The organism is Porticoccus litoralis, from assembly GCF_030676955.1.
Taxonomy (GTDB): Bacteria; Pseudomonadota; Gammaproteobacteria; order Pseudomonadales; family Porticoccaceae; genus Porticoccus; species Porticoccus litoralis.
The window spans coordinates 114,102-126,058 of record NZ_JAUUUU010000007.1 but is presented as its reverse complement, the minus strand read 5'-3'; the positions used below and the strand labels follow the sequence as shown (position 1 = coordinate 126,058).

General features: G+C 51.0%; 12 protein-coding genes. 8 read left to right on the top strand and 4 right to left on the bottom strand.

Features of this window, described 5'->3' with window-relative positions; translation table 11 throughout:
• Positions 1-1,350, bottom strand: a complete 1,350-nt coding sequence (locus Q8A57_RS11015; protein WP_305171162.1) for a porin — start codon at positions 1,348-1,350, stop codon at positions 1-3.
• 287 nt (positions 1,351-1,637) lie between these two features.
• On the opposite strand from Q8A57_RS11015, the gene Q8A57_RS11010 reads away from it, so the two are divergent.
• The 5 genes from Q8A57_RS11010 to Q8A57_RS10990 all read left to right on the top strand — a co-directional run bounded on the left by Q8A57_RS11010 (position 1,638) and on the right by Q8A57_RS10990 (position 7,340).
• Positions 1,638-1,928 carry a hypothetical protein gene (locus tag Q8A57_RS11010; protein WP_305171161.1) on the top strand — a complete coding sequence of 97 codons (291 nt, stop codon included), beginning with the start codon at positions 1,638-1,640 and terminating at the stop codon, positions 1,926-1,928.
• 62 nt (positions 1,929-1,990) lie between these two features.
• Complete coding sequence (locus tag Q8A57_RS11005; protein ID WP_305171160.1) at positions 1,991-4,144, top strand: 4Fe-4S binding protein; 2,154 nt, start codon at positions 1,991-1,993, stop codon at positions 4,142-4,144.
• Positions 4,145-4,309: 165 nt separating this feature from the next.
• Positions 4,310-6,016, top strand: a complete 1,707-nt coding sequence (locus Q8A57_RS11000; protein ID WP_305171159.1) for an ATP-binding protein — start codon at positions 4,310-4,312, stop codon at positions 6,014-6,016.
• The gene (locus Q8A57_RS10995) at positions 6,013-6,657 is read left to right on the top strand and encodes a response regulator (protein WP_305171158.1); all 645 of its coding nucleotides are present in this window, start codon (positions 6,013-6,015) and stop codon (positions 6,655-6,657) included. The genes Q8A57_RS11000 and Q8A57_RS10995 overlap by 4 nt, the downstream gene beginning before the upstream one ends.
• 470 nt (positions 6,658-7,127) lie before the next feature.
• Positions 7,128-7,340: a helix-turn-helix domain-containing protein gene (locus tag Q8A57_RS10990; protein ID WP_305171157.1), complete on the top strand. Its 213-nt coding sequence runs from the start codon at positions 7,128-7,130 to the stop codon at positions 7,338-7,340.
• Positions 7,341-7,407: 67 nt separating this feature from the next.
• On the opposite strand, the gene Q8A57_RS10985 is transcribed toward Q8A57_RS10990, so the two are convergent.
• Both Q8A57_RS10985 and Q8A57_RS10980 read right to left on the bottom strand, forming a co-directional pair.
• Positions 7,408-7,779, bottom strand: coding sequence for a hypothetical protein (locus tag Q8A57_RS10985; RefSeq protein WP_305171156.1), 372 nt, complete (start codon positions 7,777-7,779; stop codon positions 7,408-7,410).
• 175 nt (positions 7,780-7,954) lie between these two features.
• On the bottom strand, positions 7,955-8,593 hold the full coding sequence (locus tag Q8A57_RS10980) for a sulfotransferase family protein (RefSeq protein ID WP_305171155.1): 639 nt from the start codon (positions 8,591-8,593) through the stop codon (positions 7,955-7,957).
• 327 nt (positions 8,594-8,920) lie between these two features.
• Between Q8A57_RS10980 and Q8A57_RS10975 the strand changes: the two genes are divergently transcribed.
• Complete coding sequence (locus Q8A57_RS10975) at positions 8,921-9,820, top strand: SMP-30/gluconolactonase/LRE family protein (RefSeq protein WP_305171154.1); 900 nt, start codon at positions 8,921-8,923, stop codon at positions 9,818-9,820.
• Here Q8A57_RS10975 and Q8A57_RS10970 read toward each other — a convergent pair.
• The gene (locus Q8A57_RS10970; RefSeq protein WP_305171153.1) at positions 9,814-10,362 is read right to left on the bottom strand and encodes a TetR/AcrR family transcriptional regulator; all 549 of its coding nucleotides are present in this window, start codon (positions 10,360-10,362) and stop codon (positions 9,814-9,816) included. The genes Q8A57_RS10975 and Q8A57_RS10970 overlap by 7 nt on opposite strands.
• Before the next feature lie 144 nt (positions 10,363-10,506).
• Here Q8A57_RS10970 and Q8A57_RS10965 point away from each other — a divergent pair, with 144 nt between their 5' ends.
• Positions 10,507-10,917, top strand: a complete 411-nt coding sequence (locus Q8A57_RS10965) for a VOC family protein (protein WP_305171152.1) — start codon at positions 10,507-10,509, stop codon at positions 10,915-10,917.
• Between the two features lie 10 nt (positions 10,918-10,927).
• On the top strand, positions 10,928-11,827 hold the full coding sequence (locus tag Q8A57_RS10960) for a pyridoxamine 5'-phosphate oxidase family protein (RefSeq protein ID WP_305171151.1): 900 nt from the start codon (positions 10,928-10,930) through the stop codon (positions 11,825-11,827).
• The last annotated feature ends 130 nt before the right edge of the window (positions 11,828-11,957 follow it).

The window sequence follows — 11,957 nt, the reverse complement described above, 5'->3', positions numbered from 1 at the left end:
TCAGAAGAAGTAAGTCACACCCAGGGAGAACAGGTCCAGCTCATCAACATCATCATAGACATTCTCAGCAGCCGGTGTGCCATCAACATCAATGTCGAGCTGCTCATATTTTCCGTAAATGATCATCTTGCTGCCGAAGTACTGCTCCAGGGCCATACCTGTACGGGTCAGCTCTGTGCCTGTAATGCCGGCTTCACCCATCGCTGCACTGTACTGATCCTTGTACAGACCGTACTCAACGTAAAACGCCGTATCACCCAACTTGGTAAAGGGCTTGCGAATACCCAGCTTGGTGTAATACGCATCATTTTCATCTTCAGCGTAGTCGGAAACATCGCCACCCGCCTCTTCATGCTGCCAGGTAAAGCTACCAAACAAGCCAGTTACGGTGTCCATCATACCCAGCTGCATGGTAAACATTTCAGAGTCGGTATCGCCCAACGCTACTGATGTCACGTCTGCCATGACTGGATCGCCACCAGCTGTCATACCGGTGTCTACAGAGCTAGTGCTAATAGTACGTTCTGCAACGTTAGCTGCACCATTGGCGTTATAGGCGTAACCAAGGTGGAATCTGACCTCTACATCACCAATCTTCTCAGCATACTTGGCAGCAATATCGTAGATATCGTCATTGGCATAGCCAACGGCAATGCTAACAGGACCAAACGCGGGCAGGTCATAACGGATACCGTTGCGGTATACCCCGTTACAGTCAATACCGATACCCAGACCATTTGACGTCATACACTGGGCAAAACTGCCCCAGTTGACGGCACCGCCTAACGCCTCGCCATTAAGGCCGCGAATAAAGAAGCCGGAACCACGGAACAGTGCGCCCACGCCGGACCAGATGGTCATGGAAGGATCACCGAGTACGCCGATGTTATCCGTTGGCATACTTTGCAGACCGATGGTCACTTTACCCCAGCTGCCGCCGAGATAAACGCTGCTGCCCAGCAGACCGATATCACCACCATTGAAGTTATCGATGTTGTCCTGGTTGGAGAACACCAGCGGTGTGATCTGGTTGCCGTTACCTGTGAAGTTCGGGTTACCGGAGAACGGTTCGATGGTCACATCAAAACCGGCGTCTAGACCACCATTCAGTTTAGTGGACCCGGAAAACGTCACCCTGCTACCCAGCGTGGTACCGTTATCCGACATCTGCACCATGTCGCTGCCTTCACCATCATCGTAGTAAGACATGCTTTCATTGACCCAGCCGGATATATTCCAGGAAGGTCCCGCCGCCTCTTCGGCCAATACTGTCTGCGCCACGCCCACTGTGGACATTGCGGCAGCCAGCGTTGCAATACGAAGTACTGCAGCCTTTTTAGTCTTTTTCATTGGACTCACCCCAAAGGTTGTTTTTAGCGTAAATAGTGAGCAGAGCCCACACCTCCACAAGCAGAAGGCACCAAGGCTCTATCCCAGCATCCAAACTAAAACACCGATGGATTCCAATCGCTATGAACTAATCTTCATGGACAGTTTCTTGCCCAATTTTCCTATAATCAAAGGCTGGAACTGACATAAAGATAATAAAGGCAAGTGACATAGGGGCAAGCTGCAAACCTGTAGTGGCCATGCCATCCCAAACAATACAAAACTGACATCACAACCAAGATCAACTCATGCCACATTTACGTCATATTTACCTGCTGTTGGCAGCCACTTTAATAATCCCGGTCATAATAGCCCCGGACATTGTCACGCCTGCTAACGCCATGACTGTGCCAAGTGTAGAAATCGTGGCGGGAGAGCCAGAACCCTCTCGCAGTGATCACGGCAACAGCCATATGGAGCAAGGCGGCCACAATAACGCCGCTGAAAAGGACGTCGAAACAAAGGCTGAAAAGGACAACAACACCAACAGCCAAATGAGCAGCCCAGCTGCTCTAGATAAAGACACTCCAGACCAATAACCGACAAGCAACCTATTTCAGAGAAGATACCGACCCAGACAATGTCAAAAGCCAGGTCTTTCGTGAATATCAAAATAAATTTTTTCACCGGCCTCGCCTGGTGCCTGCTTCTATTTGCCGCTTCAACCAGCCTGGTTTCTGCAACTGAAAACTCCACCAACCAACCCATCCAGACGCTGATCCCGACCTTGTTTGATAACGCTGACCGTGCGGGAGAAAAGCTTACGGATGTTGCCGCCTGGCCTGTATATGGCAATGATCAACTGGTGGGTTATGCCTTTCAGTCTATCGACCTGGTCGACCTAAGGGGCTTTGCGGGAAAACCCATCAACTTACTCATCGGCATTGATACCGCTGGCACATTAAAGGGTGTGCGAGTTCTGGAACACCACGAGCCGATGTTTAATCACGACCTGGTCGGCGCCATGCAGCGCTTCGTAAACCAATATAAAGGTCTGGACATTAAAACCAAGGTCATTATCGATAACAGCATCAAAACTCGCCCAAATGAGACTGCCAGGGAAGTCATCAATGGCACAGCTCATTTTGACGGCATCAGCAAAGCAACCATCTCTCTGGCAGTTGTCAACAAAACGGTCCTGTCTTCCGCCCTGCACGTGGCACGGCTGAAAATAGCGGCTTACCAACAACAACGCGTTGTTGCCAAAGAGGATGCCTATACTCCATTGTCCTGGCAGGAATTGCTCGATCAGGGACTGATTCGCAAATGGACCATCACTCGTCATAAAGTAGAACGGGCAACCGGCCTACCCCTAAAACATTACGAAGACCCAAACCTTGACGTCAGTGACCCGGCAGCAGACCTGAACTTTCACTACGGTTACCTGAACTCGCCCCTCATCGGTAAAAACCTGCTCGGTGAGGCCAGCTTTAATAGCCTCAAGAAAGCTCTTAAACCAGGAGAGCAGGCTATCGTTGTGTTTGCCGACGGCTTTTATGACTATCTGGGTGTTGATTTTGTCCCCAACTCCCAGGCCAAAAAGTTGTATATCGAGCAACAGGGGCTGCGGATGCCTCTGTTTGACATCGACTTTTTTGACCGCACCGTGATTGAGCAGGCACAACTGAACACCGGCATGAGCAACGTGCATATTTTTAAAATTCCGGCATCCTTCGAGCTTCTACCCAACAAGCCCATGCAGCTCACCCTTAATCTGGACCTGCGACTGCCAAACGGGAGGTTTCTGGAAGCCCGCTTCCAGGACAGCTACACCCTACCCGAAGATCTATTCGAGTTGTTGCCGGAAGAGCCCGTTGAAAAGGATGAAGCCATCTGGAAAGGTATATGGAAGAATCGGATAGTGGATATCTCCATCCTGAGTCTGTCTCTGTTACTGCTCACCATTGTCTTCATTAAGCAGCAAGCCATCAGCAAACAGACGCAGGCCTTTCATCGTTTCCGCTGGGCCTTCCTGTTTTTCACACTCTTTTTTATTGGCTTTTACGCTCAAGGCCAGCTATCAGTCATCAATATTTATACCCTGCTGCTGGAAACCTGGAGAGGCTTCAACCTCGAATTCTTTTTGCTTGACCCCATTATTTTCATTCTCTGGATATTTACAGTGGTCAGCCTGGTTCTGTGGGGCCGCGGCCTGTTTTGCGGGTGGCTTTGTCCATTTGGCGCACTTCAGGAAATGGCGGCCTGGCTCGGCACCAAATTAAAACTGAAGCAGATTCGTATTGCCCCGCAACTGAACACTCAACTGATCAAACTGAAATATCTGATCCTTATTGTATTGATCGCCTCCGCGTTTTACTCCTCAGCACTTAGTGAACAACTATCTGAGGTAGAGCCATTCAAGACCTCAATGACCTTTTACTTCGTTCGTTCCTGGCCGTTTGTCGCCTATGCCCTGCTCCTGTTGCTGGCCGGCATGTTTATCCACAAATTCTATTGTCGGTATGTATGCCCACTGGGCGCAGGACTGGCCATTGTCGGTAAGCTGCGTATTTTCGAATGGCTTAATCGCCGCAAAGAGTGTGGCTCCCCCTGCCAAGTTTGCAGGCACCGCTGCGGCATCAATGCCATTGATCGGACAGGGAAAATTGATTACGACGAATGCATACAGTGCCTGGAATGCATCGTTATTATCAACGATGACAAACAATGCGCCCCGGCCATGGTGGCCAACAAGAAAACCCCCGTGCAGCCTGTAAAGTTTGTTGAGCCTATACCTGCCGGTGCCAGCTCATAACACGGGTATCCCGAACATCAGGTTGAAAATAAAGGAAAAGTCCGCCCATGTGGGTCCTATTTAATAAAGAAAGGTCATAGCCAAGACACAGGGACAGCTCTAGGCTCCAACTGCAAATCGCGATATCCTGAAAAACTTTCAGGCTTGACCAACGACGATAAGAATATGAGCCTCAGACTTAAAATTTACCTTTTCTTCGCCATGTTACTCATTATCACCCTGATAATGACCACCGGCATTCTCATCACCAATGCGCGCCAATCGGTGCATACCAAGGTGGAGAGCGCCATGACCGCTGCCGCCCATCTGTTGTCCGTAGCCATGCCTCCCACCCCCTCCAGGAACTCCCCAACGGCACACCAGCGCATGGGAGACCTGGTCAAGGTGATGAGTGAAATTCGCGGTCTTTACATCATGGTGTATCGAAACGGCCAACTGCTGTACGCCGGAGGCCCAAACACCGACAACCTGACCAGACCCCCTGACCTGTTTATCAAGATGCTCTCGCCCACCATCAAACCGCTAGTGACACGTTTTGCTGGCGGCATGCTGGTGATACACGCGGAACCCATACTGGAGATCACTGAACGCTGGCAAGACATCCGAGCTCTGGTTACCTTTGGTGCCGCACTTTCGGTGTTTATTCTTCTCATTCTCTACGTGGGCATCAACCGCCTTTTGCGTCCGCTGGAATACATCTCCACGGCACTGGCTGGCTTTGGGAAAGGTAATCTGAATGTCCGACTGCCTGACTTTTCCATAAAGGAAATGAACAATATCAGCGATGCCTTTAACAGCATGGGCGAGGCGCTGCAGGGAAGCATTGAGGAAAACCAGCGCATGGCCACCCTGGTCAAGCAATCCAGCGATGCCATCGTCTCCCTGGACCACACCGGTAAGATCACCTTTTTCAATGCCGCCGCCAAACAGATGTTCCCGGAGCTGGCATCCGGGTTGAACGGAAAATCATTTCTGCACCTGAAACTCGGAGGTTATGAAGAACGGATCATAAATATTATCGAAGAAAAACAGTCTATCGATAACATGGAAATCACACTCAACAAGGAAGACCAATGTACTTCCTCCATGTTGCTATCCATCTCGCCCTTGGCCAACATGGAAGACAAGTCTATCGGCTTCATTTGTACCGTTCGCGATGTGACAGAGCACAAGCAGGCTGAACTGGCAAAACACCAACTACGTGAGTCCCGACTGCTTACACAGCACATAGCCAACGTGCAGGAAAATGAACGACGCAACCTCGCCAGGGAGCTGCACGACGAGCTGGGGCAATGCCTGACAGCAATTAAAACCGACGCCGTACTCATCAGGAACCGCAACAACAATTCCGACCCGAAAATCAGCCATAGCGCACAGGTCATCATTGACGTAGCCAGTCATATCTATGATGTGGTTCACCACATGCTGGCGAGACTACGCCCCACATCCCTTGACGACCTGGGGCTGGTGCTCACCCTGCAGGACACTATCGAGACCTGGCAGGAGAGACAACCAGATATCAAATTTCACTTGCAGCTTTCCGGCAACCTGAACAACCTGGACGAAGAAATCAACATGACGATCTTCCGTATCATCCAGGAATCTATCACCAATGCCGTGCGACATGCAGGCTGTTCTCAAATCACCGTATCAGTGGCCCATGTTCACAATGAACGCAAGCTGTACCTGGATATCTACGACAACGGCAAGGGAATGCAAATCAAAGATTTCTACTCTGATGTGGATTTTGGGATACTTGGTATGCAGGAGAGAACCCAAAACCTGAATGGCGAATTTAAGCTGGTTAGCAAGCCTGGTGATGGCGTTAAAATAAAGATCAAAATACCACTCGAAGCGGAGCATATACTATGAGCTTTGCCAACCTCACCGTATTGCTGGTCGACGACCACGAACTTGTCAGGGCCGGTTTTCGCCGCCTCCTTGAGGACGGCGAGGGCATTAAAGAAGTATTGGAGGCGGACAACGGCGAGCTGGCCGCATGCCTCTACAAAAAACACCACCCCGATGTGGTCGTGATGGACATTTCCATGCCAGGCATTGGTGGACTGGGCGCCATTGAAAAAATCATCTGCTATGACCCCAAGGCCAAAATCCTGGTTCTTAGCGTCTATGAAGACAGTATTTTTACTAACCAGGCATTGAAAGCCGGGGCTAAAGGTTTCATCCCCAAAAGAAGCGCTCCAGAAGAAATGTACAAGGCGCTTCATGAAGTGTCAGAAGGAAAGATCTACCTCAGCTCCAACATCGCCCAACAAATAGCCGTTATGAAGCTGAGCGGGATGACCAATGTTCTGGAAAATCTCAGCCAGCGGGAATTTGAAATCTTCAGGCTCCTCGCTGAAGGCAAGACAGTCAACGACATCGCTGAGATTTTTAACCTGAGCCCGAAAACCGTCGGCACCCACCACACCAATATCAAACAGAAGCTCAATGTCTCTAACTCGGCAGAACTTGCCCGCCTTGCCATTCGACATGGCTTGATCGACGCCTGACAACCGCAACCAAGTCCCGTCTTCGAGACCAGCTTTTCTTTCCCCGGAGCTGACTTCTAACGCACTCATTTTTTCACTTTTTTCGCTTAGCTAACCAAGCAGCCAGGGCAACCACTGTCGCCTCTAAGCCCTTTAATGACGGGCATTTCTGGCTTTTTCAGCTGTCATGATCTAAAACCTGAGAAGGTCTTCAGGAAAATCCTTAGTCATGTAAGGGGTATTGCTGATGTAACCAAGGCCATCTGAGTGCAGAATCTTGTCCAAAATCGGGCGCTCAAATGGGGACATATGAGTGAGATAACACCCCGTAACGCCGAATAAAAAAAACTATTGGCAGTAGTAGAGACATTTCAGGGGACATGTCACTGATCAACGCAAGACCATAGGACCTTAGTCACCCTGAAATAAAAAAATATAAAACATCCCTGGATAGATAACTATAAAAGAGGAACAGGAAAGTGACGGCTAGAATGACGTTCTCACGAGTTCTAAAAGAAATCAGGCAGTCGAAGGGTTATTCACAAGAGCATCTGGCGTTCGAAGCAGGATTGTCCATGCGCTCTATTTCGTTACTTGAGGGAAACAAGCAACAGCCAACCATCACAACCATAGAAAACCTGTCAAAAGCACTAGGAATCACTATGGTTGAGTTTATTCAGGCCGTTGAAGTAGGCGTTCACTGATTTCAGGCATGCCCGGCTAAACGTCCGGGCACCAAAAGCTGCCTCACTGGGTTGCCCTAGGGCAACATCAGCTCGATTCTGTCGACTCAATCATCTCGTCCAGCAGGGCAATCACGCCTTGCTGCTGCAGTAACAGCGAGTCCAGCAACGTATGGCCTCCCACCTCGGCTGCCATTGACTCAAACTTGCTCTTGCGAGTATTGATAATATCAATGCGTTCCTTAAGTATTCTATTCTGCTCAGTCAGTTGAGTGAGCTTGGGGTGGACACCCGCCCGGTTCATAGAATCTCTTTCCCGCTTGGTAAAAGATTTACCACACTGGATACAGACAAAATCTCCTGTTTTGGAACCAAACAGAATTTCATCGGTAAAGCCCGGGTGATCACAGTCTTTGTCACCCCAGGCCTCGCGCAGGGCCTTAACCTCTTCGTACTCCATCGTTCTTCACTCCAACTCGCTTATTCTCCGGATGAGGGCAGTGCCTCTCCCGTTATTAATTCATACCGGTTTGCGGGTTAAACCCGGCAGATATGCCGGGACCGCAGGGGAGAATTATGTTACATGAAATATTTAACATGTTCAGCGGGGAGTACGATGAAACTGGAGTGACAGATCAGCTCCCTGGAGACACACCGCCGCTGAAGACGTCCCAGAATTCCACCTTGGCATTGGTGCGGGGGAACGGCTCATCGGGGACAGGCACATCCAGGAACTCACACAACGGCTGCCAGCCCTGGGTCACTTCAAAGATCAGGAGCCGTTCTGGGGAAATGGTGCGTTTTACATCGTCGATCCGCTGCTGAAACGCGGCAAGCACTGCCTCTTTTTCAAGACTACCCCCGAAGGTCTGCTCGCGGATGATATTGTCCGCCATATCAATCACCGAGCGAGGGTATTCCTCGGGAATCTGGCCCTTGACTTCGAGCAGCGTTTTGATGGTGGCAGAAAAACTTTCCCACCACAGTTCCGGAGGGCGCACACTCAACACCACTTTTGCCTCAGGGTAAAAGTCCGCCAGTTCTTTCCAGTAATGGGCACTGGGCCAGTCCACCGAGGCGCTATAGCCTTGAAAGACCTCGCTCCAATCCACTTTTTTACCCTTAGCCGCCCGTTCCCAGAAAAGTAACTGCCAGGGATTTTTGAACACTTCCTCCATATGATGGCAAGGCGACAGGCCCAATGTTTCCAGAGCTTTTTTCAGAGACATGGTGCCAGTGCGACCAAACCCGGCACCAATCACAGATAACGACATAGAACACTCCCGGTTGTTATTAGATAAATTCACAGCGCCCTGGAGCACCATCGTGGTAGGGTATTTTTGACCACCTCCCGTTAAAGTGACGACCATCCCTACTTGCCTGCTGTGTTGTAGGGGCAATCGCGACAGAGGTCTATGAAGCAAAGCTCATTACAGGCGCTTATTTTCGCTGCTATATTCATTTGATTGCCGATATCAACCCCTGGTCGAAGCGGAACCTATTAACTTGACTTAAACAGATCTGTTTACCTACTCTGATATGCGGTCTACAGACTTCTACTCTCTAACAATAATGACCTCATACAAAGACGAGGAGACATCATGAACCAAGCACGCAATCCGAAAGGACTTATCTGGCTATTACTTCTGGCGGTATCCTGGCCCTTGAATACCCTCGCCGGTGGCAATGAAACAACCGCCATTGTTGTTGAAGACGTAGGCTTTGCTACCCCGGAATCCGTTGAGTACTACGCCGATGAAGATGTCTACCTGGTGACCAATATCAATGGCAGCCCGTTTGATGCAGCCGGTAACGGCTTTATTTCAAAGATCAAACCCGATGGCACGGTAATTAACCTGAAATGGATTGATGGCGCGAAAGACGGCATCACCCTGCACTCCCCCAAAGGTGCCGCCATTGTCGACAACCTGCTGTTTGTCACTGATCGCAACCAGGTACAGATTTTTGAATTACCCAGCGGAACCCAGAAAGCCTCTGTCACCATTGAAAGCAGCGTGTTTCTTAACGGCATCACCCCCGCTGGCGATGGCAGTGTTTATGTGACAGATAGCGGTTACCTGGAGGAATTCAAAGCCTCCGGAACTGACGGTATTTACAAAGTCAGCGCCAATGGCGACCATCAATTGATCATCAATGATGCCGATATGGGACACCCTAATGGCGTGCTGGTAAAGGGAGACGAATTACTGGTGGTGAGCTTCGGCTCAGGGGAGTTGTACAGTGTTAATAGCTCCGGTGGTATCAACAAGCTGCCCACTCCACCCAGCGGCAATCTGGATGGGCTGGTTGAGTTGCACAAGGGCCAATACGCCATGTCCAGCTGGGGCGGCTCAGCCATTTATGTCTACCATCCCGACGGCAGCTTCAGCACCCTGACAGAAGCAGTAGATGCCCCGGCCGACCTCGGCATTGACACCAAGCGTCAGCGTTTGCTGATCCCCCTGTTCAAACAGGACAAAGTGATAATCCAACCCTACTGATTAGCCACCAGTAACTGCTTGGCCATCTTACGGGCCATCTTTGCGGCACTGCGATCACCGCGGGTCTGGGCGTAGACCACGGCCCCGTCGATCAGCAGCGCCAGTTCCTCTGCCAACGATCCGTCGGGGTCGTTGGTGAGATTTTCTCTAATCAACTGCTCCATATCCCGTTTGTGACGAGCAGCAAATTGGTGAATCACATCCCCCGCCCCACTGTACTCGGCACTGGCATTGATAAAGTTACAACCGAAAAAACCATCGCTGCTAAACCAGTTGTCCAGCACATCGAAAATGGCCAGTACCGGCTCCCGCCCTTCACTGCGCGCCTCATCAACCGCCTGTTCCAACGTATCCATCAACTGCTGGTGACGCTGCTCCAGCACCGCAAGAATCAGTTCCTCCTTGCTACGGAAATATTTGTACAGCGTGGCCTTCGACACCCCGGACTCCGCCAGAATCCAGTCTATGCCGGTGGCGTGGTAGCCGTGTTCATTGAACAAACGGTAGGCGGTATCAATCAGGTGCTGGCGGCGCGGTTGCATAACAACAAGGTCCTCTTACAACAATTTGTGAAGTATAGCGCCAACGGCTTGACATAAACAGATCTGTTCACCTACCCTTGGATGCAGGTATACAGATCTGTACACCCCAATTCTTTAAACGAAGAGAAACCAGAGGACAGCATTGTGAACCAGGCAACCAATATCACCCGGGGCATCCACCATCTCGGACTGACCGTGCGCGACATCCACCAGACCGGCAACTTCTTCAAGCAACAACTGAATTTCACCGAGGTGGGTGGCGATCCAAACTACCCGTCCATCTTTATCAGCGACGGTACCGTGATGCTCACCCTGTGGCAGGCAAAAGACCCTGATACCGCCACCCCCTTCGACCGCCACCACAATATTGGCCTGCACCATTTCGCCCTGGCGGTTCCCGATAAAGCTGCACTGGAACAGTTACACGGGCAATTAGCCGATGTGGAAGGTGTGAATTTTGAATTCAGCCCGGAAGCTCTGAAAGGAACGGACTTCAACCATATGATGTGTACCATCCCCGGTGGTGTGCGGGTAGAATTCTTTGCACTCAACTGAACCGGACACCATGAGCAGCGACAGGAACGAGGATCTCAACAACCCCTGGCACCGAGGCGAACTGGCCGCGCGGGCCCGTGCCACAGGCAACAAGATTGGCAATAACGGGGATAAAGTCACCGCCATGGGGGCTTTTCTGATCCGCGACCATATGCCCGACCAGCATCGGCAGTTGTTCGAACAACTGCCAATGTTGATTCTCGGTGCCGAAGATGAAGCCGGCGACCTGTGGGCCACCGCCCTGTTTGGTGAGCCGGGGTTTATCCAGTCACCCACCCCCACCCAACTGGATGTGAACTACAAACCTCTCCCTGGCGACCCCCTGGCCAACAGCCTGCAAACCGGCCGTCCTATCGGGTTGCTGGGCATTCAGCTCATCACCCGCCGCCGCAATCGTGCCAATGGTGTGATCACTGTGCGGGATGAACAGGGCTTCAGCGTCAACGTCTCCCAGAGTTTCGGTAACTGCCCCAAATACATCACCACACGCCCCCCACCACCAGCCACTGAACACGAGAAATTTACCTGTAAGGCCTTCAGCCAGTGGCCCGAACAAGTTATCGACCTGATTACCCGTGCCGACACCTTCTTTATTGCCAGCGCCTTTGACGACGGTCAGCAGTCACGCAACCGGGGCGTGGACGTTTCCCATAGAGGCGGAGAACCAGGTTTTCTTAAGTTCGATGACCAACAGCGGCTGCTGATCCCCGACTATTCCGGCAACAACTTCTTCAACACCATCGGCAACCTGACCCTGGATCAGCGGGTGGGATTACTGTTTATGAATTTTGATACCGGCGAAACCGTCTATCTGACCGGCTCGGCAGAAGTAGTTTGGGGAGAGGATGAAGTCCTACCCTTTGAAGACGTGGCCCGAATGATACGGGTGACGATGAAAAAAGGGCTGTGAGTGGTAAGTAAGCCCGGAGATGCCACCTAAGGCAGTATCAAGGACACCTCACCACACGAGTCGTCGTTGCTGGCCAGCACTCCCGCTGCACTCAAGCGGCAGTTTACTTCTTTACGTACCGAGTCATCGG

Coding starts and splice junctions, on each gene's coding strand:
- Q8A57_RS11015 (WP_305171162.1), bottom strand. CDS start 1,350: ATGAAAAAGACTAAAAAGGCTGCAGTACTTCGTATTGCAACGCTGGCT.
- Q8A57_RS11010 (WP_305171161.1), top strand. CDS start 1,638: ATGCCACATTTACGTCATATTTACCTGCTGTTGGCAGCCACTTTAATA.
- Q8A57_RS11000 (WP_305171159.1), top strand. CDS start 4,310: ATGAGCCTCAGACTTAAAATTTACCTTTTCTTCGCCATGTTACTCATT.
- Q8A57_RS10995 (WP_305171158.1), top strand. CDS start 6,013: ATGAGCTTTGCCAACCTCACCGTATTGCTGGTCGACGACCACGAACTT.
- Q8A57_RS10990 (WP_305171157.1), top strand. CDS start 7,128: ATGACGTTCTCACGAGTTCTAAAAGAAATCAGGCAGTCGAAGGGTTAT.
- Q8A57_RS10985 (WP_305171156.1), bottom strand. CDS start 7,779: ATGGAGTACGAAGAGGTTAAGGCCCTGCGCGAGGCCTGGGGTGACAAA.
- Q8A57_RS10980 (WP_305171155.1), bottom strand. CDS start 8,593: ATGTCGTTATCTGTGATTGGTGCCGGGTTTGGTCGCACTGGCACCATG.
- Q8A57_RS10975 (WP_305171154.1), top strand. CDS start 8,921: ATGAACCAAGCACGCAATCCGAAAGGACTTATCTGGCTATTACTTCTG.
- Q8A57_RS10970 (WP_305171153.1), bottom strand. CDS start 10,362: ATGCAACCGCGCCGCCAGCACCTGATTGATACCGCCTACCGTTTGTTC.
- Q8A57_RS10960 (WP_305171151.1), top strand. CDS start 10,928: ATGAGCAGCGACAGGAACGAGGATCTCAACAACCCCTGGCACCGAGGC.